The following is a 23,250-nucleotide window of genomic DNA, read 5'->3' as shown; positions in this document are numbered from 1 at the left end:
AACATCGGCGTATCGCAGAAAAGTTTATACTGCGTTTACATTAACCATATACTGTATACAAATTAGACAGATATACTGATCAAGAAACCATTGTATCGTCTCATTCAGAGGAAAAGTAAATACGGTTTGAAGCCGCTTCTGCTGAAAAATGGTCAAAACAGGTGGAGTGAATATCATGATGGAACTTACTATTCTCGGTGGAGCAGGTGAGCAGAGCCGTTCCAGTTATCTGCTCCGGCAGGAAGATCAGTATTTATTGCTGGATTGCGGAATGGATATAGCAGAGGAGAGCGTTAATTCACCAGACAGACTGATGCATATTATGTCCCGGCTGCAGGCTGTCTTTTTGTCGCATGCGCATGAGGATCACAGCATCGGATTACCGCTGCTGGAGCGTTATGGGTATGCCGGTGAGGTGTGGACAACGCGAGCGACAGTGAAGCAGCTGCCGGTCTGTCTTAAGGCGCTGGAGGAGCATCAGTATGCCGTTGTCGATGGCGGGCCGGTATCTCCGTCAGGAGGACAGGAGACCATTGGCAATATCCGTTTCCGCTATCTCGAAGATATCGCGCCCAGAGGCGAATGGACATGGGTGCATCCGAATATGGAAGTGTGCTGGGGAAGAGCCGGACACCTGCCCGGTTCCATCTGGATCGCAGTCAGCTGGCATGGGAAAATGATTCTCTATACCGGTGACTACAGTGCTGAATCCAGACTGCTGGAAGCTGATCGGCCGCTGCATCATTCCCGTATTCTATCGCGTGCCTACCCGGCTCCGGGGAAAATACCCGATCTGGATCTGGCAATTGTCGATGCGGCATATGGGGTGGATACAGACCGTCAGGGCAACAAGCTGTCCCAGCTGAATCGCTATATGAAAGAAACACTCAAGCAGGGTGGCGCTATTCTGCTGCCGGTACCTGTGTATGGCAGAGGGCAGGAGCTGATGCTCTGGGCGAGTGAACAGTTTGCAGATATCCCGATTCTGGTCGAATCGGATCTGCTGGATGCGCTGGAGCTATTCGCAGCCGAGCCGCACTGGCTGAGAGCCGATGGAACAGCACGGATCGAGCGGCTGCTGCGTCATCCGCGCATTTACCGGATGCATGATGATCCTTCCAGGGAAGAGCTGTTTTTGCGCTATCCCCGATCCATTTTATTTACCGATGATGGCATGATGCAGTCCGTCAAAGCCCAGCAGCATTACACCCGCATTGCCGCAGGACGGGAGAATCGGGTTATTTTCACCGGTGATCTGGCATATGGATCATTCGGTCGGTCCCTGCTCATGGATATGGAGCGCAGAGGCTGCCAGATTCATCATGTGCGGTACAAGGTGCATCAGGGACTGCCGGATGTGCGTCAGATGCTGCTGGATCTCAAAAGCCCGCGTACCTTGCTTGTACATGCGACCCGGCCCCGTACGGACGGTCTGGCCCTGCGACTGCAGCAGGAAGGGTTCCAGCAGGTGCATGCGCTGCAGCCGGAAGACCAGCTTTACTTTTAAACCGGATTTATTAGAGGATGATCATTCTTGTCCAACTGACGAATCGTACCAACAAAACAAAAGCGTACTGCCCGGATGAAGATTCCTGCAGTACGCTTTTGTTTTGTACAGCGATAATGCCTGTGTCATTCACTGCCGGTCAGGCAGGCGGCAAAGCGATGGATCAGTCCGGAGTAATGACGCTCTTTGTTGTAGGCATAATACAGATACCTGCGCTGCTCAAGTCCCGGCAGAGTCCGCATCTGCAGACGCTTCTGGCGCACTTCCTCCTCGACGGCCATACGGGAGAGGAAGGCGGCGTAACCGCCGAGCATAACCGAGCGCTTGATCGCTTCGGCCGAATCCAGCTCCAGATACTGGCGGGGCTGCAGGCCGATATCATTCATCCAGCGATCGCTCAGCTGGCGTGTGCTGGACTCGCCGCTATGCAATACGAGCCGGCTCTGCTGCAGTGCCGGCAGATTCAATTCTTCTTCGCGTGCCAGCGGGTGGTCTGGAGAAAAGATGGCGACCAGCTGGTCTTCCCCGATCAGTCCCTTGACGAGAGCCGGATGTTCAAAAGGCTCTGTCAGCATAATGCCCAGATCAATCTCGTGATTGATCAGCATCTCGCGGGTGACCGGTGACGTCTGCACTGCAATTGAGACATTCACGCCCGGATGCTGCTGGCTGAACCGGTGGATGACTTCGGGCAGCAGATAAGTAGCCGGTACATAGCTGGCTCCGATCCGCAGCTGTCCCCGTTCAAGCGTGCCGAATTCCTGTACGACTCTTCTGGATTCGGCGGCGAGTGCATTGATTTTGATCGCGTAATGCAGCAGGGCTTTTCCGGGTTCACGCAGCAGTACCTTGCCGCCGCGCGATTCGAAGAGACTCACGCCGAGCTCCTTCTCCAGACTCTTCATATGAAAAGTTACTGTCGGCTGCTTGAGACCCAGCTCATCCGCGACAGCCGTGATTTTCTGGTGTCTGTTCAGCAGTTCCACGATTTGCAGCTTGATCAGATTCATCTTCGTTATCCTCCACTACCCGCCAATCGATTGGACGGGACGCTATTTTCGGTTCTGTCTCCAATCTAGCATAGATTTATTCGATGACTGTCAAAACGCAGCATAGTTAAAATTGATACTTCGTTTACATTATCCGCATATAATGAGTAAACTACATGGCTATACTAGATTCAGAGAGCAGTTGTCTGACCATACCGACGGGCTTTATGTAAGGTCAAGAATACCGTGGATAATGATTCAGAAGGGGAATACATCAATGACAGAAATTACGCTCCAGGGAGTAAGCAAGAGTTATGGCAATGTACAGGCGCTGCAGCCAGTAGATTTGACGATTCCTTCCGGGAAATTTACAACGCTGCTCGGACCGTCCGGCTGCGGCAAAACGACATTGCTGCGTCTGATAGCCGGATTGGAGACACCGGATACCGGCGAGGTGCTGGTAGATGGCAAACCGGTCTTCTCGCAGCAAAAACGGATTAACATGCCTTCTCATCGCCGGGAGTTTGGCATGGTATTTCAGGAGTTTGCCTTGTGGCCGCATATGACAGTCTATGAAAATGTAGCCTTCAGCCTCAAAGCTTCCGGCCGCAAAAAGCAGATCCGTGAATCGGTAGAACGGGCGCTGGAGCAGGTCCGACTGACGGGAATGGAACAGCGGCAGCCTCATCAGCTGTCCGGCGGACAGCAGCAGCGGGTCGCCTTTGCCAGAGCGATTGTGATGCAGCCCGGACTGATCCTGTTCGACGAGCCGCTCAGTGCACTGGATGCCCTGCTGAGGGAAGAGATGCGTCATGAGCTGATGGGTCTGGTGCGCGAGCTGGGCATTACGGCTCTGTATGTCACCCATGACCAGACCGAAGCGATGTCAATGTCAGATGAAATTATCGTTATGCAGGGCGGCACCATCCTGCAGCGGGGTACACCGGAAGACATTTACCGGCAGCCTGCCGACCCGTTCGTCGCCCGCTTTATCGGACGATCAAACTGGATCGAGCCCGGACAGTCACTGTTCCGGCCGGAACACGGATGCTGGGAATCGACCCGGGAGGCGGGCGAACATACATACAGCGCCATCATCCGCAGGGTCAGTTATATGGGAGACCGGTACGAGATAGAGATGGATGCCGGACAGGAGCGGATCTGGACGGGCTATCATACACAGCGTATGCAGCCCGGCGACGAAGTGCAGATCCATATCGCTCCTCATTACGTATGCAGGGTGAACCATGCAGGGGACGATATCAAGCTGCACAGCGGCCGGCAGCATATTTCCTGAGATGAATATACATTGCTGGTGGTGTTCATACACCGATTCATACAGTGGATGCATGAAATAAAAGTAAGAACAAACGGATCATCACTATTTATCATTCGGGAGGAATATTCAGATGAAATGGAATCAAACGTGGAAAAAAGCAGGTCTGCTCGCTATCACGGCAGTTATGGGTACAACGCTGGCAGGCTGCGGCGCAGCAGGCAACAGTGTCAGTCAGGCTGCTGACGGCAAAGCAAAAGATAGCGGTACGCTGGTCGTGTACAGCGCCGGACCGGAAGGACTCGCCAAAAAGATCGAAGAAGGATTTGAAGCGAAGACCGGTATTCAGGTAGAGATGTTCCAGGGAACAACAGGCAAGATTTTATCCAGAATGGAAGCGGAGAAATCCAATCCGGTTGTTGACGTGGTTGTACTAGCTTCCCTGCCGTCCATGCAGTCGATGGCCAAGGATGGACTCACTCTTCCTTATGCTGATGCTCCGAACAGCGACAAGCTGGTAAAAGACTGGTCTGATCCAAACGGCAATTATTTCAGCTACAGCGCTTCTGCGCTCGGTATCGTATACAACACCAGCCAGGTGAAAACTCCGCCAACTTCCTGGGCAGATCTCACCAAGCCGGAATGGAAAGACAAAGTCAATATTCCCGATCCATCGCTGTCCGGCTCTGCACTGGACTTTATTACCGGTTATCTGAGTGCCAAAGGGGATAGCGGCTGGTCGCTGTTCGAGCAGTACAAACAAAATGGCGTTGCCATGGCAGGAGCCAACCAGGAAGCACTTGATCCGGTAATTACCGGAGCCAAAGATGTAGTGGCCGCAGGCGTCGACTATATGGCGTACAAAGCCAAAGCGGACGGTGAACCGGTCGATATTGTCTATCCGGCGGAAGGCACGGTAATCAGCCCGCGTCCGGCAGCCATTATCAAGACGACCCAGCATGAGCAGCAGGCCAAGCAGTTTATCGATTATCTGCTGTCCGATGATGCCCAGAAGCTGGTAGCCGGTGCCTATCTGCTGCCTGGACGAACCGATATTCAGGCGGAAAATCGTACGAATCTGGCAGACATTCCAGCCTATCCGGTGAAATGGGACTGGATGGATGAGCATGGTGAGGAAGTCGCGAGCCGTTTTACCGGACTGTATCAATAACACTTATTAATTAATCAACCTGAGGGTGAATAGAATGATCCATTATCGCAAATGGAGTACGGCTGCAGCATTTCTGCTGCTCGCCGTACTCATTGTTTTTCCACTGCTGCTGATTTTCTATACGGCAGTAGAGCGGGACGGGCATATTGATCCCGCTGCTCCGCTGCAGATGTTCGCCAGCAGTAATCTGGCTTCTGTCCTGTTCAACTCGCTCTGGCTTGGCGTGCTCGTTATTATCGTTACGACGATACTAGCTCTGCCGCTCGCCTGGATCATGGCACGTTCACCGCTCGGCCGGCAGCGCTGGCTGGATGTGGTGCTGCTCATTCCATTTATGACACCGCCTTACATCGGCTCGATGGGCTGGATGCTGTTTATGCAGAAAAATGGGTATATGGAACAGCTGCTGCCTGCATCTGCTGCCTGGACGCCTGCCTTTTTCAGCCTGGGTGGTATGGTCATGATTATGAGTCTGCATCTGTTTCCGTTCCTGTATCTGATTCTGCGCAATACGCTGCTGCAGATCAGCGGCAGTATGGAAGAAGCGGCTACCGTGCATGGAGGTTCGCCGGGTTACCGGTTCCGCCGCATCATTTTGCCGCTGCTGTTGTCCAGCTATGCCATGGGCGTGCTGCTGATTTTTGTCAAAACGATTGCCGAATTCGGTACACCCGCTACATTCGGACGCCGGATCGGTTACTATGTCATGACTTCGGAGATTCACAAATACATTTCCAGCTGGCCGATCGATTTTGGTAAAGCGACTGCACTGGCTTCCCTGCTGCTGAGTGCCTGTCTGGTCATGTGGTACATACAGAGCATACTGAGCAGCCGGTATTCCTACCGGTTAACCGGAGGCAAAGGCTCCCGCCAAAAAGGCTATACCCTGACCGGATGGAGAGGATGGCTGAGCGGGTTGTATATTGCCCTGCTGCTGATCGTCTCGATCGGTATTCCCTATTTTTCGGTGATTACCGCTTCGCTGCTGAAGCTGCGCGGTGCAGGCATCGCCGCCGGCAACTGGACGTTCAAGCATTACGCCGAGCTGCTGCAGCCGGGTTCGGACAGCATGGAAGCACTGCTGAACAGCTTCACCCTTTCGCTGGCCGCTTCGACGATTGCTGTCGTACTCGGTACCTTCTTTGCCTTAAAGGTAGACCGAGGACAGCGGGTATCACAGAAATGGATCGATCTGTTCAGCCTGATGCCCAATACGGTGCCGGGTATCGTGATTGTGGTCGGTCTGATCCTATTCTGGAATTCACCCTGGATGCCGGTACCGCTGTACAATTCCTATGGCATGGTCGTGCTGACGTATGTGATTCTGTTCCTTCCATATACGGTTCAGTATGTCAAAGCCAACTACGGACAGATTGATTCGATTCTGCTGCAGGCAGGAGCGATGTCCGGAGGCAGACCATTATATGTATTCCGGCGGATTCTGCTGCCGCTGCTGATCCCCGGCATTATCGCCGGCTGGATGATGACATTTACCATTTCCAATCGTGAGCTGGTCGCTTCCCTATTGATTCTCCCGCCGTCGATGCAGACGTCAGCCACGTATATTTTCGCCCAGTTTGAACAAGGGGCGGTATCCATGGGGATGGCGATGGCTGTCGTCTCTGTCGGCATTACTACCGTACTGCTGCTCATTCTGAATGTCCTGTCTTCGACACGCGGAGGGCGGCAGGCCTGATGGAACTGACAGTACTCGGCGGTGCGGGAGAACATGGCAGATCGAGTTATCTGCTGACACACGAGCAGCAGCATCTGCTGCTGGATTATGGTGTCAAAAAGGAAGGCGGCGGTATCTATCCGCTGATGGATCATATGGAGGAGTGGATTGGTGGACTGCAGGCCGTATTTCTGTCCCATGCGCATGAAGATCACTGTATTGCGCTGCCTGTGCTGTATCGACATGGCTACAAGGGAGACGTATGGACGACCAGAGCGACGGTCAACCAGCTGCCGGTTTATTTTGAAGCCTGGAAAAGATACACCGATAAATGTGCGGCTCCGCGTCCCTATGATGATCAGGACGAGCAGCGTATCCGGTATCGCTATCTGGAGGATATTATTCCGGCCGGACGCTGGGGTACGCTGCTGCCCGGTCTCGACGTATGCTGGGGACGATCCGGACACCTGCCGGGTTCCATCTGGATTGCCCTGTCGTGGAAAGGAAAGCGGATCTTTTTCTCCGGCGATTATACGAGTGAATCGCAGCTGCTGGATGCCGATCGTCCCATGCATCAGGCTCGCAGATTATCCGGAACTCCGTCTGTTCAGGGCATTTTACCGGATCTGGATCTGGCGATTATGGATGCGGCGTATGGAGCCGATCCTGAGCTGCAGCTGAACAAGCTCGCTCAATTAAAAGCGCATATGGATGCAGCCTTAAGCCAGGGAGGTTCGGTATTGCTGCCTGTTCCTCTCTATGGAAGAGGACAGGAGCTGATGCTGTGGGCAAGCGAGCAGTATCCGGATATACCGGTGCTGGTGGAATCGGTCCTGCTGAAAGGCATTGAGCTGTTCGCAGATTACAGCGGCTGGCTGCATCAGGATGCACTGGCCCGGATGGAGCGGGCACTCCATTATCCGAATCTGCACCGGATCGGCAGCGATGAATCGCCCGCTGATCTGTATGAGCATTACGGTCGGGCCATTGTGCTTGTCACGGACGGGATGATGCAGTCATCGATCGCCCGGCAGCATTATGACTGGCTCGCGGATGAGGAGCGCAACACCGTTATTCTGACCGGCCATCTGGCTGCAGGTTCCTTTGGCCGTCGGATGCTGGAGCAGTACAGGATGAACCAGAGCGGCTGCGCTGTACATTATGTACGGTACAAAGTCCATCAGGGACTGCCGGATGTACGCCAGATGCTGAGTGATCTGAATGATCCGCCCACCGTGCTTGTCCATGCGCCCAAGCCGAAAACGGACAGTCTGGCGCTGCGACTGCAGCAGGAAGGATTCCGGCATATCCATTCGCTGACCCCATCGGCCAAGCTAAGCATTTGAATACAGATGCAGTGCAAAGAGAAGAGAAAAGAGAGAGAACCGGAATGGTGCATCAGCGCCGTTTCGGTATTTTTTTGATCTCGTGTTGCTACCTGCAGCTATAAGGATATTCGCCGTAGAATGATAGACCGGTATTGAATAATTGATGGCTGGCATATAGAGATTATGTGGATAATTAATCATTTGGCATAGAAATAATGAATTCCCTTTAATCTGCAACCGCTACAATGAATTTGCAGGGCATGTGCTGCACCAATCCATGGACAAGGGGAGAAGAACAACGTGAACAATAATGGGGTACAGGGCTGGAAAAAGACGGTTGCAATATGGGTAAGCAGTACGGTAATGGCAGGCTCATTCATGATGGTACAGCCTTCAGCTCCGGTTGAAGCGGCAGCCAATATGACACCGGGTTATGAAGTGAAATTTGTATTGAATCAGAACGTACTGGACCCTGATTCCACACCGGACGCGGAACTGAGCAGTGCATTTGGACTGCCGGGCAGCGGCCAAAAGATCGCAGTGGAATACTTTGATACGGATGGACAGAACCTGAATGAACAGGGCTGGAATGTACGCCTCCGCAAAAAAGAAGACAAAAAGAATTATGAAATCACATACAAAAAGCGCTATGCCGTTACCAACGGAGACATTAACGCTGCGCTGACTCTTGCCAATAAGGAAGGCTTTGACGCTGGTGATACCAATTATGAAGCCGAGATCGATTGGAGTTATGGCAAGCAGACGCTGAGCCTGTCCAATGACAAGGATGTCAAAACATCCGACACCAAAGCGACACTGCCTTCGGAATCCAAAGCACTGGATATGATCTTGGACAAACTGCCCGGCAAACTGGATGACTGGAACGGTCAGTCTCACTGGGGCAAGCATCAGCTGGAAGATTCCCGCGCTTATGGCCCGGTAATGGCCAGCAAATATAAAGGCACCTGGAATGGCATCGAAGTTGATGTGGAAGTATGGCCGATCCGCACTGCAGATGGTTCCAGCACAGAGCCAATCGTTGAAATCTCCTTCAAAGCGGATGAGTATGCTGATGCAGCAGCCAACCGCCAGAAACTGATGGCTTACCTGAATCAGGAAGGCTGGCTCGTACCGCAGGATTCACTCAAGACTCAGCTTGTCCTGGAGCGTTACTGATCAATAGCAATTACTCGTAGTCGATGATTACTGACATTACAGCAATCTGTACTACTGCTAATAGGCTTCAACCGGTCCATAATGGATTCATATCTAATTGGACATGGATAGATGTGGAAAAGCAGGCAAGAATCCCTGAACAGGGGATCCTGCCTGCTTTTTTGTTCATATAATCGCATATTTTCCTACTGCTCGGTATACAGTTCCCGGGAACCGATAGATTGCACCGGCCGATGATTGTCCGGGAAGATGGTGGCAAAACGCTGAATCTGTTCGGCAGACAGCTCAATCGGCTGCTCCAGCACGGTCCAGCTCACATGCTCGGTGCAGGGAGGCGTGGTCAGTGAGCCGGTGTAATGAACGGCATGACGATCCTCTGGCAGCAGCTTGGACAGCTGAATCGGGTCAGCCAAAGCAACTTCCTGCTCGCTCTCATGATCCGGCAGATGACTCCACAGCTGGTCAAAGGCATGGTTATCGCTGCCCGGATGAATGAGGATGCCGAGTACGGCACTTTGTCCGTCTGCGCTTTTATGAACAAGATGCAGTTCCATTTCGGCGTTTTTGCCATCGATCTGATGCTCGCTCGGATGATGGAAATGGAATTGGGCCAACGTATATTTCCGGCCTTCAATCATAATATAGTTATCCTTGTTCTGCACATTGACCTGAATCGTATGTCCGTTATTAATGACGGTCACCGGGGTGGTGCTGTAGTGGATATCGACCGGATGCACGGTGGCGGAAGGCACCAGCCGGGCGTGTTCGATATCAATCGGGGACTGCTCTTGACCGGTACGGCAGGCGGAGAATCCGGTCTCCAGTTCAGCCCAGTGAGCAGGTCCATGCTCCTGATCATACGACCAGTGGGCTGCCGGTGCTGCTGTGGTGGAATCAGCCGTCTGACCAGCAGACTTGGCAGGTATGGATGCAGGAGCATGATTGGCCTGTCCACAGCCTGCAAGCAGCAGCATAGCAGCGGATAAAGCAGTAAATTGCCATGTTCGGTTCATTGTAATCCTTCTTTCAGTTAAAATAGTGACTATTACATTGTAAAATAATACATATTATGTATCAAATGAGAACGATCACATTTTAGCTTACAGATGTAAGTGATACCAATGTATTCAGTACACAAGGAGGAATTTGGTTGTGAAAATAGTATTACGTTCAGCAGAGATATATGACTATCCGCAGCTACTGGAGCTGATGATTCAGCTTCACCAACTGCATTCAACTGCACGCCCGGATATTTAACGAGCAAGCACTGGCTTTTTATGAGCGGCTGGAGATGAAGCCGTGCAGTATGCGGATGGAATATGAAATAAAATAGATAGAATTACCGGATAGAACCGGAATATGGCATAAAAAAGAAGCTCCTCTGCGAAAGGAGCTTCTTTTTGGTGCTTACGGATTAGTAACCGGAGCCTGTAGATGAATTGATCGCACTCATGAATGCTGCACCAAAAATGACAATGAGCAGTACATACAGCACGATAAAGATACCGATCCATACCAGCGTAGCTTTGGCATAGTTGGCTTTGGATGGGTTGGTGCTACCGCTGAAGCCCCATACAAACAGCATAACGATGTTTACAATTGGAATAGCCATCAGCAGAATAGTGATCATCCAGTCTTTGAAACTTACTACTCCCGTGTTATATCCTGGTTGACCCTGTGGATAGTTGTCTTGTTGCAAATTACTCATGATAAATACCCCTCTCAAATATGTATGTTTTGAAATAAATAATGGAACGTTTTCCATTATACAAGTTGTTACCTGAATCTGACAAGTAAGTAACATTAAAATTTCGATATTTATTTCACAAATTTATGAAATTAATCAGAAAAAAATGGGTGATTTATCATAAAAAATGATCTATTCTTGTTGGTTATCCTATTTTGCTTCATCGTGTTCTCTCTCTCATTGCCTAACGATTCTTTACAAAATGAAAAGGGTAAGCGATACTATAACTAAGTTTGTGGATCGGAATTAAAAGAAAAAAACTGTCAGCTGCACAACCTGTATAAAAACTATTGCAAGTTACTAAAAGTATCTTTATAATGAGACATATTGAGAGAATAATTCATGGAAATTTCAAAGTGAGTTTTCATGGTTAATAAGAGTAATCATAATTACTAATCGAATAGAGATCTTCGGGGTAAGGTGAAATTCCTGACCGGCGGTGAATGCTGACTTTAGTCAGCAGCAGCCCGCGACTCACTGCTGTGTTACACAGCAGCTGACTGATCTGGTGTAAATCCAGAGCCGACGGTAAAGTCCGGATGGGAGAAGATCAATGAATAGGCTTATGCCGGTTTATTTACTCATGCCGCATACGTTTATTTGATCAAGCCCCCGACTGTCGAATTCTCGATATCGGGGCTTTCCGCATTAAGATCTCCTATTCAAATTCTAATCATACGAGGAGTTTGAATTATGGAAAATGCCAACGCACGTATTCAATCTGCATCAACTGCCAAACAACGTCATATTAAAAGCGGGTTCTGGCTTGTCTTTATTGGAGCAGCCCTGTGGGGCATTGATCCCCTGTTCCGTATTATTTTACTGGATTCCTTTACATCTACCCAGATCGTGCTGCTGGAGCATCTGGTGGCGCTGCTGTTCGCCGCACCCATCCTGTGGATCAATCGACATGAGCTGCGCGGCCTGAAATGGCAGCATGTCGGTGCACTGCTGTTCCTGTCATGGGGCGGCTCGGCGCTGGCGACGGTTCTGTTCACGATGGGACTGGCACATGGGGATCTCAACGCCGTACTGCTGCTGCAAAAGCTGCAGCCGATCTTTGCCATCGTATTGGCCCGTCTGCTGCTCAAGGAAATGCTGCCGCGAGGATTTGGCTGGCTGTTCGTGCTGGCGCTGGGCGGTACGTATCTGCTTACCTTCGGCTTTACGATCCCGATTGGCCATATGGGTGACTTTGCCCAGGTCGGTTCCTTGCTGGCATTGGGCGCGGCTGCACTATGGGGCGGTTCCACCGTTATGGGACGTCTGATGGTCGGTAAAATGAAATACGAAACCGTTACTTCGCTGCGGTTCATTCTGGCGATCCCGCTGCTGCTGTTCATGACGCTGAACGAAAATGCTGCCTGGAGCCTGCCGGCCGGTGCGATTCCGGTGACACTGGTCGTCGTTAATCTGCTTGGTCAGGCGCTGCTGCCCGGTCTGCTCAGTCTGCTCATGTATTACAAAGGGCTGTCCACCACTAAAGCTTCGGTCGCTACACTGGCCGAGCTGAGCTTCCCGATGGTGGGTGTATTGATCAACTGGATCGTCTATCAGCAGCTTGTCACCTGGTCCCAGCTGCTCGGATTCCTGCTCATCTGGGGTGTACTGTTCGTCATCTCCAGACAGCAGCAGCCTTCGGAAGCGAAAAATTCCGTGCCTATGGCTTCTTGATTGGAAAGCTGCCCCATACGAATACTCTGATTTTTAGATGAAGTACGAATAATTGTGATCACCATGCAAAAAGCTCCTGCCTATTCACTGATCCGCATAACGGATAGTGGATGGCCAGGAGCTTTTTTTGTTACACAGATCGCTTATTTGCGGCTGTCGACCGGTACGATATCAAAGAAATCGATCTCGCCGTAGCCGTCTCCTTTGGAGAAGCGGATCGTATGCTTGCCGCGATCCAGTTCCAGCAGCTGGGTGGAGAGTCCCCAGTTTTCCCAGCCTTTATTGGTAATATAAAAAGGCGTCGGTGCAGCGCCATCCACGGACAGCATCAGTGTGGACCAGTCCATTCCTGTCGTACCGTTGGCGGTACGGGCAGAGAGAATATATTTACCGTCTGCCGGAATTTTGATCGTGTATTCGGCGTAGCTGTCCGGAAGATCGATATGTCCGGCTTTGAAGCCTTTAGAGCCATTTTCACTGGAAGAAGCATACGCACCGCCGCCGAAGACAGCATTCTCCGCTTCATAGCGAGTATGCTTCGGTTCACCGGAAGGCAGGCTGACCTGGCGGTTGGCGGCTGCAGGATCGTCCAGATCAAGAGTGCCGTCTCTGTTCCAGTCGAATTCCTGTGCACGGATCTCCCGGTTCCAGCCGGAGCCGTCGAATTTGGCGGCGTGATAGATTATCCAGTCTTCACGGCCATCCGGGGAAGTGGTGAGGGAAGCGTGTCCCGGTCCATAGATGCCGTTCGCGGAAGTGAATACGGGCTTTTCCTGTTTGATCCAGGAAGCGGGATTCATCAGATCCTTGCGGGTATCGGCTGTGATGAGACCGAGGGAATAATCATTGGTCCAGCTGCCGCTGGCCGAGTAGAGCAGGTTGATCGTACGCCCTTTGATATACACCTGTGGGCCTTCATTGACATTGGGCTGATGATTGGTCTCCCAGTCGTATGTGGGCCTGGCAATCTCTACCCGTTCCGAGCTGATCGTCCATGGATTACTCATACGGGCGATGTACAGATGCTGGCTGACATTTTCGGTGCCTTCCCAGCCGGACCAGATATAATATAGCTGATCGCCAATTGCGAATGGAGTGCCGTCAATGCCCCAGCGGTTGGTCGAATCGGTGATCTGGCCTTTGTCTGTCCAGGTACCCTGCATCGGATCGGCTGCTGTATTTTCCATAACATACATCCGGTGGTTGGCATTGTCGCCGTCATCCTTGGCGTAATACACGTACCAGGCGCCATTCAGATAATGGATCTCCGGTGCCCATACATTCTGTCCACCGGTCGTAATCTCATGCTTCTCGGCAGCATCCACACCGGTGATGGTGGAGGACTTCCAGATGGTCACGTTATTGCCGGTTGTTTTGGTAAAATAGTAAAATCCGTCAGTGTGCTTGTACATCCATGGATCCGCGCCATCCTGCATAATAACAGAGTAGAATTTCTTGGTGGAACTGGATTTGCTGGTATGTTCTCTATCAGCGGATGCGATTCCGGCGGAACTGCTGCTAAGTATCAATACAGCCATAATAAATAGGAATCCCCCTTTAATAATAAGTCGATACGGTTTCATTCAACAGACCCCTCTCTTTAATTATTAAAACGCTTACATTTAGAACTCTACAGCAGACATTCCTCCTGGAACAGGACAATATTTTGGAAGGATGGACATTCCATTGGAGATTCATATCCGCTGGATTCCCAAAGCCAGCGGAAGCGGTTATACTTCCTTGCCAGCAGGTAGATATGATGTAAGGGGAAGGCCGGTAATGCACCTGGTGTTATCAGGCAGCAATCCACATATTGCAGTAGAGGGAGGGAGCCTATGCGGCAGCAATGGAAAAATTACAAAAATCCCGGTCGCAAGCTGTGGGTACTGGCGGTGGCGGGCGTTGTGCTTCTGCTGCTGGCTTACAGTGTGTATGCCCTGGAGTCCAACCGCAGGCAGGACGCGGTCAGCCAGCTGGAGCTGAAAGGGAATGCTGGAGAGGCCGATGATACGATCCAGATTCATTTCTGGACACCATTTAGCGGCGGGGATATCTCGTTCATGCAGGAGCTGGTTCGGCAGTATAACGAGCAGAATACCGATCATATCCAGGTCACGATGAAAAATAACAAGCTGGACGATTATTACACCAAGCTGTCGACAGCGATTGTAACCGAGGAAGCACCGGATGTGGCTGTGGTCCATGCCTCGATGCATGCACAATACATTCCAGCCCGATTCATTACGGATATCAGCGCTGTATCCGCGCAGACCGGAGTACAGTGGGACCATTTTAATCCGGCCATACTGAAGCGAACGGTATCGGATGGCAGGCATTACGGCCTTCCGCTGGATACTCATTTCAGCGTACTGTATTACAACAAGAAATGGCTGAAGCAGGCGGGACTATACAAGGATGGTCAGGTTATCATCAAGCCGGGAGAGGAGGGATTTATGGAATTTCTGCAGATGATTCAGCGCAAAGTGCCGGGGGATGTCGCACCGCTGGCCGTGCCCAATGTACGCATCGATTCGCTGTGGCTGTGGTGGTCGCTCTATGCGCAGATGGAAGGTGGCGGAATGCTGTATACCCCGGATGGCAGCAGGGCTTCGCTGAATATGCCGGCTGCGCGGCAGTCGCTGGAGCTGGTCGCTTCCCTGTACGATCAGCAGCTGATTCCGCCGGATATCAACAATGCGACGATTCAGTTTGCCCAGGGTAAGGCGGCGCTGCTGTTTCTAGGAGTATGGTCGATAGGTTCCTTTGAGCAGGTGGAAGGACTGGACTTTGGCGTGATGCCGTTTCCGCAAATTTATGACAAACCGGGTTCCTGGGGAGATGCGCATACGCTCGCTTTTCCGGTGCATAGCGATCAGGACCCCCATCGTCTCGCCGCAGCGGTCAAATTTGCCGAATGGCTGACCCATCATGGAGCAGTCTGGGGCAAGGCGGGACATGTACCCGCTGTGCGTGATCAGGCGGCATCGGAGTCCTATCTCTCGCTGCCGTATCGCCGGGAATATGCCGGAGCGGCGGATGATGTGGAGTATTTCCCGGAGCATCCCAAGCAGAGTGAAGTGAACGATGCCCTGGTCAATGAACTGGAGAAGCTCTGGTACGGCAAGCAGACGGTCGATCAGATGCTGGATCGTCTGGAGCCTCTGATCAATGGCATTTTAAAGGAGTAAGCGATGAAAAAGTGGCTGGAACGATGGAAAAATATGCGACTCGTCAATCGCCTCATTCTGATGAACACGGTTCTAATCTCGATCCCGCTCATTATCTCTTCCTGGATCAGCAGTATCGGGTATTCCAATTCGATTCAGGCGAATGTGGGCAGATATCAGGCCGATGTGGTACGGGAATTTACAGCGAATACGGATGCCTTTATGAATGAGCTGGTGCTGCTGTCCGTGACACCCTATCAGTCGCCGGAGCTGCTGAATTATCTGGAACAGAGTGGATCGCACAGCCGGGAGATGGATATCTATGAGCAGCGTCTGCTGCTGGAAAGCTTTGTCCGGCGGATTCTGGTCAATGGACGGGTAGATGTGACCGGGGTATCGCTGTTATCCGATCATGCCCGTTCCTATGTGGAGCTGCCGGACAGTCCCGGACGTTTTGCGGAAGCAGCCGACGAGGAGCGTGTGCTGCCTACCGGAACGAAGCTGTCGGGCAAAGGATACTTTGCCGCACCGCATGCACTGCTGTCGGACAATGGTTCGACATATGAAGTATTCTCGATTATTCGCCAGATCCGCAGTCTGGAAAATGGCCGTCCCCTCGGTACGCTGGTCATCGATGTACCGGAGGAAGCGCTGATTCAGCGGATTCGCAATCTGGAGAGTTCGCAGACCTCCGCATTTGCGATGGTGGATCAGCAGGGGAACTACATTTATCGAAGCAACGCTTTTGTACTGACGGATCAGGTGCTTACCGGCTACCGGGGAGAAGGGACGCTGACACTGGACAATGACGGCCAGCCTGTACTGCTGACCTATCAGACCTCTCCGGTAACCGGCTGGACAGTGCTGCAAGCGGTACCGCTGTCCGTACTGCTGCAGGATGCGAGCCGGATCAATCAGCAGATGATCTGGCTGGGCGGTCTCTGCCTGCTGCTGTCGGTGCTGCTGTCGGTGATTCACTCGATGCGGATTACCCGTCCGCTCAGCCGGCTGCGTGATTCGATGAAGCTGGTGGAGCGGGGGCAGTTCGATATCGAGCTGCCAGCCCGAAATATGGACGAGATCGGTCATCTGAGCCGGGCTTTTAATATGATGGTCTCTCGTCTCGGCCGTCTGACCTACCGGCTGTACGAGACGGAGATCAGGGAAAAGAATGCACAGATTGCTTCGCTGCAGAGCCAGATCAATCCGCATTTTCTGTATAATACGCTCGGTTCGATCAGCATGTATGCCGAGCTGGAGGACAATCGGGAGATTGTACAGATGACTGGTCATCTGAGCGCCCTGCTGCGCTACAGCATCGGCGGTGAGCATACCGACGTGACGATCGCTCAGGAGCTGGAGCATGTACGTGGCTATCTGGCGATCCAGCAGATCCGCTATGGAGAGCGGCTGTCCTATGAAGTGGATGCCCCCGAACAGTGGCTGAACTGTCCTATGATCCGTCTGGCCCTGCAGCCGGTAGTGGAAAATGCGATCGTGCATGGACTGGAGCGCGGGCGCGGAGATGTGCACATTGTGATCCGTGTATGCCAGGAAGCGGGCAGTGTCAAGATGATGGTACAGGACAACGGACCGGGCATGGAAGAGCATGAGCTTGCCGAGCAGAATGACAAAATGAACAAAGGAGTGCTCCCCGAAGGGCCCGGCGGGCATGGACTGGTCAATGTGCATCGCCGCATCGTACTCAAATACGGACAGGCCTATGGCCTGCGTCTGCATAATCTGGAGGAAGGCGGTCTGCAAGTGAGTATTATTGTGCCTGCTGCCCTGCAGATACCGGATGCCAGACAGGCATGAAATCAGTTTCGAATCATAATCAAACCAAAATCGAACAAAATAATTCCATCCTAATTCCATACACGAGGACATGATCATCAAAGAAAGAAAGGGGTACAAAACATGCATAAAGTGCTGGTCGTGGACGACGAGATGATTTTCCGTAAAGGACTTCGCCATCTGATTCAGGGGTTCGATCTAAACTGGGAAGTATGCGGCGAAGCGAGGGATGGCATGGAGGCGCTGGAGATGATCCGGGAGCAGAGACCTGATCTGGTCATTACCGATATTCGAATGCCTCGCATGGACGGTATACAGCTGCAGGCAGCGGTAGCCGAGCAATATCCGGATATCCGCTGTGTGGTGCTCAGCGGATATAATGATTTCGAATATGCGCGCAGCTCCATTCGCAGTGGAGCCCGTGATTATTTATTGAAGCCGGTGCAAAAGGATGAACTGTACGCGGCGCTGAACCGGATCGAGGGGGAGCTGGATACCCGTGAAGCGGTCCGCCCGATCAGCAGGCCGTCCGAACAGCTGATGAGGCAGCAGCTGCTGTCCGGTATCGTACACGGACGAATCGCCTATGATGCGGCAGAACTGCTGGAAGAAGCCGGATTATCCTTTGACGGGAAAAAGGTATACTGTCTAATCGCCCAGCTGGACCGTAGCTCTGTTGCCGAACAACGGTATCATCAGACCGACCCGGAGCTGTTCCTGCTGTATATTCAGCAGTTTGTACGCGAGGTCATTCTGACCGACTGGCACGGTTATACCTTTATGGAACAGCAGCGGGTTGTAACATTGATCCAGACCGAGCACGATGAAGATGCCGAAGTCCGCATCCGTCAGCAGGCCGGTCAGCTGGTCCGTACGATCAAGCGGATGTCCCAGCTGACCATTACGGTCGGTATCGGGCGGGGTGCGGTCGATCTGGAGTCTGTCCCCCGTTCCTATCGGGAAGCGGAGGTGGCGCTGCTGTACCGCCTGACGACCGGAGGAGATCGGGTGCTGATCTATCCCTCCCAGCCGATAGCCGGGCAGTCGGATCATCCGGTACGTCTGCCTGCAGCGGATAGACATTTTCTGGAGCAGCTGCTGTCCCAGGCGGATGGCGGTCAACTGAACCGGCAGGTACAGGAATTTATCGATCGGCTCTGCCGCCAGATCAGTCAGCCCCAGATCGTACAGCAGCAGGTCAGCCGGATCATGATGGAATGTTACGAGATTGCACTCGACTACGGTATTGTGGACAGCTGGCTGCAGGGCCGGGACATCGGACAGACGCTGCAGGAAGTATGGATGATCAATGACCGGCAGGAGCTGGCGGATTACTGCAGCAGTCAGCTGCAGGCGCTGTATGAGCTGATCCGGCACCGGGAAGGTCATGTGACCCATGCGGTGGATCAGGTGGTGCAGTATATGGAGGAGCACTATGCCGAGCCGATTACACTGGGCCTGATGGCTGAAAAGGTCTATCTGAATGCCTCTTATTTAAGCAGCCTGTTCAAAGCCCGGCTGGGCAAATCCTTTATCGAGGTACTGACGGAAATACGAATTCGCGAAGCGATCCGCAGACTGGTGCATACGGATGAAAAAATATCCGGAATTGCCGTCGAGACGGGCTTTGTGAATATCCGGCATTTTAACCGTGTATTCAAAGCGGAGACACAGATGACACCCAAGCAGTACCGCGAGCACAGGCGCAGTCTGTCGAATCCGGTATAACGAGCTGTAGCTGGACAGAGATGCGGCGCGCTATATTGTTTCTTCAGAACAGCGGATGTATGGATCTGCTGCCCTGAAGGAACATACCCAAATATATGTCCATACTATCGAAAAAAGCGTCATGGTTCAGGAACTCCCTGTATTTTAAGATAGGTAATGTAAGCGCTAGCAATTAGAGGGCGGCGCATCACCCATCTTAAAATATACAGGGAGGTCTTGTAATGAGAAGAAATAAATTCATATCGACCGGCATGCTGCTGCTGGCGATTATGCTGGTATTATCCGCCTGTGCAGGAGGCAGTCAGCCTTCGCAGAGCGCAGAGGGCGGAGAGACCGCCGGCAAAACAAAGATTACGTTCTGGACACCATTCAGCGGTGGCGATGGTGAGTTCATGACGGCCATGATTGACAGGTTCAATCAGGAAAATAAAGAGATTCAGGTCGAACAGCTGAGCAACCGCTCGGAAGATTATTATACCAAGCTGCAGACTTCCTTGGCGTCGGATCAGGCTCCTGATCTGGCTGTAATGCACTCCTCCCGGATGCCGCAGTTTGTGCCATCCGGCTATGTGACACCGCTGGACGATCTGGCTTCATCTGCCGGCGTCAACTGGGATGAATTTAACCCGACGATTCTGGAATCAACCATTTATGATAACCAGCATTATTCGATTCCACTCGATACGCATGCGATCGTTATGTATTACAACAAGAAATATCTGGAGCAGGCCGGTGTACTCAAGGACGGCAAGCCTGTATTTGAACAGTCTCCGGAAGGATTCACCGAGTTTCTGACCAAAATCAAAAATGCCGTTCCGGCAGACGTGGCACCGCTCGCCCAGCCAAGTGTACGGATTGACGCCTACTGGATGTTCTGGGGCTTCTACAACCAGCTGACCGGTGGAGGCAAGTTCTACGATGCCAATGGCAAGGCTGAGCTGAATAACCCGCAGGCGCTGGAAGCATTGGAATACGTGAACAGCCTGTATACGTCCAATCTGATTCCACCCAATGTCAATGATGCCGTCAAACTGTTCCAGGATCAGAAAGCCGCAATAGTCATTACCGGTGTATGGAGTACCGGTGCATTTGAGAATATCAAAGGTCTGGACTTTGGCGTCGTGCCGATGCCGCAAATCTACGATCAGCCGGCAACATGGGGCGATTCCCATACTCTGGCACTGCCGAAGCATAGCAAGGAAGACCCTGCCAAGCAGCAGGCTGCACTGACTTTCGCCAACTGGCTCGCCCAGCATGGAGACATGTGGGCCAAAGCCGGTCATATTCCGAGCGTAACCAAAGTGCTCGATTCGCAGGAATTCAAGGATCTGCCATACCGCAGTGACTATGCGAAGTCCGCTGATTTCGTCAAATACTGGCCTCGTAACGAGAAGCAGGGTCAGGTCAACGATAATGTAATCAAGGAATTCGAGAAAATGATGGCAGGCAAACAGGACCCGGCGACCACGCTGGAAAAATCCAATGCCGTGATCGATAAAACGACAGGTCAGTAAGGATGCAAAAGGCATGGAGCGGAAAAGGCAGTCGCCGATTCCGCTCTCTCCGCCTGTGCAGCCGTCTCCCTGGCACATAAATCGGATTGGCCCTGACTTGTCATGTCATGGCTGCACCGGATGAACGACAACAGAAAGGGGAATTATAATGGCTGTCAAATCCATTGCACATAAAAAAAGCATAACGAGGGGCAGCAGAGGACTGGCCCGTCAGGGCTGGGTAACCGGTGTGATGATGGTACTGCCGTATACGATATTTTTTCTGCTGTTCTCGTTGTTCCCGATCCTGTACGGGCTGCGGGTCAGCTTTTACGACTGGTCGCTGCTGGGAGACAAGGAGTTTATCGGCTTCCTCAACTATACGACCCTGCTTCAGGATGAAGAGTTTCGCAATAATCTGCTGCACACGGTGCTGTTCACTGTTGTCAGTGTACCGCTGATTTGCGGGATTGGGCTGCTGCTGGCTGTGCTGATCCATGGTATCCGGCGGGGACAGGCTTTTTTTCGGGCTGCGGTATTTATGCCGTATGTATTGTCCGTCTCCGTTATTTCCAGCATATGGGTGATTTTCCTTCAGCCGTACAGCGGATTGTTCAACCAGATTCTGCGTACACTCGGCCTGATCAACAGTGAAATATTCTGGCTGTCCGAGCCGCTGCTGGCCTGGGCTTCGATTATTATGTCTACAATCTGGTGGACAGTCGGTTTTGTATTTGTACTGTTTCTGGCGGGACTGCAGGATATTCCGGCGTCCTTTTATGAAGCTGGACAGATCGAAGGGGCGAACCGCTGGCAGACCTTCTGGCATATTACGTTCCCGTCATTATCGCGTATTACTATTCTGGTCGTGGTGCTGCAGACGATTGCTTCCTTCAAAATATTCGGGCAATCCAAACTGATCACCGGCGGCGGACCGGCAGGCGCGACCAAAACCGTCGTGTTTTCCATTTATGAAAACGGATTCCAGACATTCCAGATGGGTTATGCATCAGCGATTGCCTTTGTGCTGATGATTGTCATTCTGGTCATCTCTGTACTGCAGACACTGGTGCTGCGCAAATTTGAATCATAAGGAGGGAACAGGCAGATGACAACAATGGACCGGGCATATATGTATGTGAGCCGGATTGTAGCTGTACTGCTGGCAATCTTTTTCCTGATCCCGATTGTATGGATGCTGCTGCTGTCATTTACACCCGAAGGTCAGCCGATCTTTGGTGATGGATTTCATTTTTCGTTTACCAACTATGCCAAGGTGCTTAGTCAGGCACCCATCTTTGGCTGGATGGGCAACAGTCTGATCGTCTCGGTCGTTACGACCGCACTCGTGCTGCTGCTGTCTTCCATGGCTGCCTATGCATTCTCACGGATTCGCTTTCCGGGCAGTAAAGTACTGTTTTTCCTATTCCTGTCTGCGATGATGATCCCGGCGGAAGCGACGCTGATTCCGCTGTACCTGTTCATGAGAGACATCGGTCTGCTCGGTACACGTACTTCGCTGATTCTGCCGGCTGTTGCCGGACCGATGGGGATCTTTATTATGAAGCAGTTTTTCGACGGACTGCCCAAGGATCTGGAAGAAGCCGCCCGTATCGATGGCGCCGGTTTCTTCAAAATCTGGTACCGCATCTTCCTGCCGCTGTCCCGTCCGGCTCTGGCCGCACTCGGCATTTTTACTTTTATCGGGGCATGGAATGATTATGTATGGCCGCTGATCTCGATCTCGGACAAGGCATTCATGACCATTACGCTCGGTCTGCCGATGTTCCAGAGCTCCTATGTGCAGCAGTATGCACTGCCAATGACAGCCAATGCACTGGCTGCCATTCCGGTGCTGCTCATATTCCTGCTGTTCCAGAAGCAGATCATCAAGGGGATCGCTTTTACAGGCGGCAAAGAAATGTAACAGGGGGCGTGCGGGGGTGCAGACTTGGAGCTTATTTGGGCGGCGGCGGTTGTGCTATTTTGGTGAGCCGCTGCCGCTGTTTAGAAGTTCGGGATCGTCTGCATCCTCGCAGATATGAGGGGAGGCAATATGAGATTGTCTGGATCTTGCAGGTTTGGAGAAAGAAATGAAGGCTGGTCTGTATTTTGCTTTTGCGAAGGTGGAAAAGGGATTAGATAGTGGTCTGGAATCTACAGATGCAGAGGATAAAGGAGATGGTCTGCGTTTGTCAAAAGGTACAGGTAAGCGGGCTGCTGTTGGAGCTTCAATATTTTGCATAGCTTCAATATTTGCATACAAAGTGAAAAGTATCTGTATTTCTCCATATGACTGCACAAATCTAAAAAGGTTTTGTCTGTAAATAACGATGTAGTCCATCCATATTCGGAGCGGAGGAAAGAGAATTCTGCCGATGACCGACCTTTAACAATGGAGATCGACCGCTGCAAGCGGTTGTTCAGGATCTCCATTGTTAACCGGAGGGAATGGCAGAATCTCTTTCCGCAGCAGATGAACTCAGCAAGAGATTCAGCAAGAGACTACCAACTATCCAATT

General features: G+C 51.9%; 18 protein-coding genes and 1 riboswitch. Of the genes, 14 read left to right on the top strand and 4 right to left on the bottom strand.

Features of this window, described 5'->3' with window-relative positions:
- The first annotated feature begins 175 nt into the window (after positions 1–175).
- Positions 176–1,507, top strand: a complete 1,332-nt coding sequence (locus tag M1D61_RS15535) for an MBL fold metallo-hydrolase (RefSeq protein ID WP_458119570.1) — start codon at positions 176–178, stop codon at positions 1,505–1,507.
- 125 nt (positions 1,508–1,632) lie between these two features.
- Here M1D61_RS15535 and M1D61_RS15530 read toward each other — a convergent pair whose 3' ends face one another.
- The gene (locus M1D61_RS15530; protein WP_458119569.1) at positions 1,633–2,517 is read right to left on the bottom strand and encodes a LysR substrate-binding domain-containing protein; all 885 of its coding nucleotides are present in this window, start codon (positions 2,515–2,517) and stop codon (positions 1,633–1,635) included.
- Between the two features lie 256 nt (positions 2,518–2,773).
- On the opposite strand from M1D61_RS15530, the gene M1D61_RS15525 reads away from it, so the two are divergent.
- The 5 genes from M1D61_RS15525 (at position 2,774) to M1D61_RS15505 (ending at position 9,122) form a co-directional block, all read left to right on the top strand.
- The gene (locus M1D61_RS15525; RefSeq protein WP_458119568.1) at positions 2,774–3,793 is read left to right on the top strand and encodes an ABC transporter ATP-binding protein; all 1,020 of its coding nucleotides are present in this window, start codon (positions 2,774–2,776) and stop codon (positions 3,791–3,793) included.
- A gap of 112 nt (positions 3,794–3,905) precedes the next feature.
- Entirely contained in the window at positions 3,906–4,943 is a 1,038-nt protein-coding gene (locus M1D61_RS15520) for an ABC transporter substrate-binding protein (protein ID WP_458119567.1), read from the top strand.
- A gap of 34 nt (positions 4,944–4,977) precedes the next feature.
- On the top strand, positions 4,978–6,639 hold the full coding sequence (locus tag M1D61_RS15515) for an ABC transporter permease (protein WP_458119566.1): 1,662 nt from the start codon (positions 4,978–4,980) through the stop codon (positions 6,637–6,639).
- Positions 6,639–7,964, top strand: a complete 1,326-nt coding sequence (locus M1D61_RS15510) for an MBL fold metallo-hydrolase (RefSeq protein ID WP_458119565.1) — start codon at positions 6,639–6,641, stop codon at positions 7,962–7,964. The genes M1D61_RS15515 and M1D61_RS15510 overlap by 1 nt, the downstream gene beginning before the upstream one ends.
- A 345-nt stretch (positions 7,965–8,309) precedes the next feature.
- Positions 8,310–9,122, top strand: a complete 813-nt coding sequence (locus M1D61_RS15505) for a hypothetical protein (protein ID WP_458122525.1) — start codon at positions 8,310–8,312, stop codon at positions 9,120–9,122.
- 185 nt (positions 9,123–9,307) lie between these two features.
- Here M1D61_RS15505 and M1D61_RS15500 read toward each other — a convergent pair whose 3' ends face one another.
- Together M1D61_RS15500 and M1D61_RS15495 are read right to left on the bottom strand one after the other, a co-directional pair.
- Entirely contained in the window at positions 9,308–10,135 is an 828-nt protein-coding gene (locus M1D61_RS15500) for a carbonic anhydrase (RefSeq protein WP_458119564.1), read from the bottom strand.
- A gap of 401 nt (positions 10,136–10,536) precedes the next feature.
- Entirely contained in the window at positions 10,537–10,830 is a 294-nt protein-coding gene (locus M1D61_RS15495; RefSeq protein ID WP_458119563.1) for a hypothetical protein, read from the bottom strand.
- Between the two features lie 441 nt (positions 10,831–11,271).
- A riboswitch (FMN riboswitch) is annotated at positions 11,272–11,424 on the top strand.
- A 138-nt stretch (positions 11,425–11,562) separates the two neighbouring features.
- Here M1D61_RS15495 and M1D61_RS15490 point away from each other — a divergent pair.
- On the top strand, positions 11,563–12,543 hold the full coding sequence (locus M1D61_RS15490) for a DMT family transporter (protein ID WP_458119562.1): 981 nt from the start codon (positions 11,563–11,565) through the stop codon (positions 12,541–12,543).
- Positions 12,544–12,686: 143 nt separating this feature from the next.
- On the opposite strand, the gene M1D61_RS15485 is transcribed toward M1D61_RS15490, so the two are convergent.
- Positions 12,687–14,081, bottom strand: a complete 1,395-nt coding sequence (locus tag M1D61_RS15485) for a family 43 glycosylhydrolase (RefSeq protein WP_458119561.1) — start codon at positions 14,079–14,081, stop codon at positions 12,687–12,689.
- Positions 14,082–14,378: 297 nt separating this feature from the next.
- Here M1D61_RS15485 and M1D61_RS15480 point away from each other — a divergent pair, with 297 nt between their 5' ends.
- The 7 genes from M1D61_RS15480 to M1D61_RS15450 all read left to right on the top strand — a co-directional run bounded on the left by M1D61_RS15480 (position 14,379) and on the right by M1D61_RS15450 (position 23,055).
- Entirely contained in the window at positions 14,379–15,731 is a 1,353-nt protein-coding gene (locus M1D61_RS15480) for an extracellular solute-binding protein (RefSeq protein ID WP_458119560.1), read from the top strand.
- A gap of 3 nt (positions 15,732–15,734) precedes the next feature.
- Complete coding sequence (locus M1D61_RS15475; protein ID WP_458119559.1) at positions 15,735–17,528, top strand: cache domain-containing sensor histidine kinase; 1,794 nt, start codon at positions 15,735–15,737, stop codon at positions 17,526–17,528.
- Positions 17,529–17,630: 102 nt separating this feature from the next.
- Positions 17,631–19,235 (top strand): response regulator, encoded by a 1,605-nt coding sequence (locus M1D61_RS15470; RefSeq protein WP_458119558.1) that lies wholly within the window; start codon positions 17,631–17,633, stop codon positions 19,233–19,235.
- Between the two features lie 221 nt (positions 19,236–19,456).
- Positions 19,457–20,749, top strand: a complete 1,293-nt coding sequence (locus M1D61_RS15465) for an ABC transporter substrate-binding protein (RefSeq protein WP_458119557.1) — start codon at positions 19,457–19,459, stop codon at positions 20,747–20,749.
- Positions 20,750–20,897: 148 nt separating this feature from the next.
- Complete coding sequence (locus M1D61_RS15460; RefSeq protein ID WP_458119556.1) at positions 20,898–21,821, top strand: carbohydrate ABC transporter permease; 924 nt, start codon at positions 20,898–20,900, stop codon at positions 21,819–21,821.
- 15 nt (positions 21,822–21,836) lie between these two features.
- Positions 21,837–22,655, top strand: a complete 819-nt coding sequence (locus M1D61_RS15455; protein ID WP_458119555.1) for a carbohydrate ABC transporter permease — start codon at positions 21,837–21,839, stop codon at positions 22,653–22,655.
- A 166-nt stretch (positions 22,656–22,821) separates the two neighbouring features.
- A complete protein-coding gene (locus tag M1D61_RS15450) occupies positions 22,822–23,055 on the top strand; it encodes a hypothetical protein (RefSeq protein WP_458119554.1) in 234 nt (77 codons plus the stop codon).
- Positions 23,056–23,250: the final 195 nt, after the last annotated feature.

The sequence above is a fragment of the Paenibacillus sp. Z6-24 genome (assembly GCF_054161335.1).
This window is presented reverse-complemented; position numbering and strand designations above follow the sequence as displayed.

Bases quoted from the DNA above. Each gene is read 5' to 3' on its own strand.
- M1D61_RS15535 (WP_458119570.1), top strand. From the start codon at position 176: ATGATGGAACTTACTATTCTCGGTGGAGCAGGTGAGCAGAGCCGTTCC.
- M1D61_RS15530 (WP_458119569.1), bottom strand. From the start codon at position 2,517: ATGAATCTGATCAAGCTGCAAATCGTGGAACTGCTGAACAGACACCAG.
- M1D61_RS15525 (WP_458119568.1), top strand. From the start codon at position 2,774: ATGACAGAAATTACGCTCCAGGGAGTAAGCAAGAGTTATGGCAATGTA.
- M1D61_RS15520 (WP_458119567.1), top strand. From the start codon at position 3,906: ATGAAATGGAATCAAACGTGGAAAAAAGCAGGTCTGCTCGCTATCACG.
- M1D61_RS15515 (WP_458119566.1), top strand. From the start codon at position 4,978: ATGATCCATTATCGCAAATGGAGTACGGCTGCAGCATTTCTGCTGCTC.
- M1D61_RS15510 (WP_458119565.1), top strand. From the start codon at position 6,639: ATGGAACTGACAGTACTCGGCGGTGCGGGAGAACATGGCAGATCGAGT.
- M1D61_RS15505 (WP_458122525.1), top strand. From the start codon at position 8,310: ATGGCAGGCTCATTCATGATGGTACAGCCTTCAGCTCCGGTTGAAGCG.
- M1D61_RS15500 (WP_458119564.1), bottom strand. From the start codon at position 10,135: ATGAACCGAACATGGCAATTTACTGCTTTATCCGCTGCTATGCTGCTG.
- M1D61_RS15495 (WP_458119563.1), bottom strand. From the start codon at position 10,830: ATGAGTAATTTGCAACAAGACAACTATCCACAGGGTCAACCAGGATAT.
- M1D61_RS15490 (WP_458119562.1), top strand. From the start codon at position 11,563: ATGGAAAATGCCAACGCACGTATTCAATCTGCATCAACTGCCAAACAA.
- M1D61_RS15485 (WP_458119561.1), bottom strand. From the start codon at position 14,081: ATGGCTGTATTGATACTTAGCAGCAGTTCCGCCGGAATCGCATCCGCT.
- M1D61_RS15480 (WP_458119560.1), top strand. From the start codon at position 14,379: ATGCGGCAGCAATGGAAAAATTACAAAAATCCCGGTCGCAAGCTGTGG.
- M1D61_RS15475 (WP_458119559.1), top strand. From the start codon at position 15,735: ATGAAAAAGTGGCTGGAACGATGGAAAAATATGCGACTCGTCAATCGC.
- M1D61_RS15470 (WP_458119558.1), top strand. From the start codon at position 17,631: ATGCATAAAGTGCTGGTCGTGGACGACGAGATGATTTTCCGTAAAGGA.
- M1D61_RS15465 (WP_458119557.1), top strand. From the start codon at position 19,457: ATGAGAAGAAATAAATTCATATCGACCGGCATGCTGCTGCTGGCGATT.
- M1D61_RS15460 (WP_458119556.1), top strand. From the start codon at position 20,898: ATGGCTGTCAAATCCATTGCACATAAAAAAAGCATAACGAGGGGCAGC.
- M1D61_RS15455 (WP_458119555.1), top strand. From the start codon at position 21,837: ATGACAACAATGGACCGGGCATATATGTATGTGAGCCGGATTGTAGCT.
- M1D61_RS15450 (WP_458119554.1), top strand. From the start codon at position 22,822: ATGAAGGCTGGTCTGTATTTTGCTTTTGCGAAGGTGGAAAAGGGATTA.